Source organism: Bartonella capreoli (assembly GCF_902813205.1).
GTDB classification, from domain to species: domain Bacteria; phylum Pseudomonadota; class Alphaproteobacteria; order Rhizobiales; family Rhizobiaceae; genus Bartonella; species Bartonella schoenbuchensis.
Genome location: NZ_CADDZX010000231.1, coordinates 1 through 444 on the forward strand (window position 1 = coordinate 1; position 444 = coordinate 444).

A 444-nucleotide genomic window follows, 5' to 3' on the forward strand; every position below is an offset into this window, starting at 1 on the left:
CAAAAATGAAGAACCCAAAGAAGGCACTGCTGAGTATAGCAAATGGCAAGAGGCAATGGAGCAAGCCAAGGGCAAAGCTGAGGTTATTATAGCAAAACAACGCCATGGTCCGACAGGAATCGTTCCACTGGCATTTCAATCGGATTTTACACGCTTTAGTGATCTGGCAGATAGTGATTATCTTCCAGAATAAATCTGGTAAATTACTTTAATATAAGTTCCTATCATTCTTTATTGCCCCCCAAATTGTTACCCGACACTTTGAAATTAAGAAATTAAAATCTAATAGTGTTCTCACAAAAAATTACAAACTTTAAAATAACCTTTTAAAGGGATTTGAAAAAAATAAATTGGTACAAAACATGGTATCAAACTACGTACAACTAAAGATATTTTTTAAAGATCACTCTAGCTAATATTTGGCGGAGAGAGAGGGATTTGAAC

Annotated in this window: 1 protein-coding gene; it reads left to right on the forward strand. The window is 34.9% G+C overall.

Going from position 1 to position 444, the window contains the following annotated elements:
- On the forward strand, nt 1–193 hold a 193-nt coding region (locus tag J7R05_RS08195), incomplete at its 5' end, for a DnaB-like helicase C-terminal domain-containing protein (RefSeq protein WP_281388235.1).
- Nucleotides 194–444 lie beyond the last annotated feature (251 nt).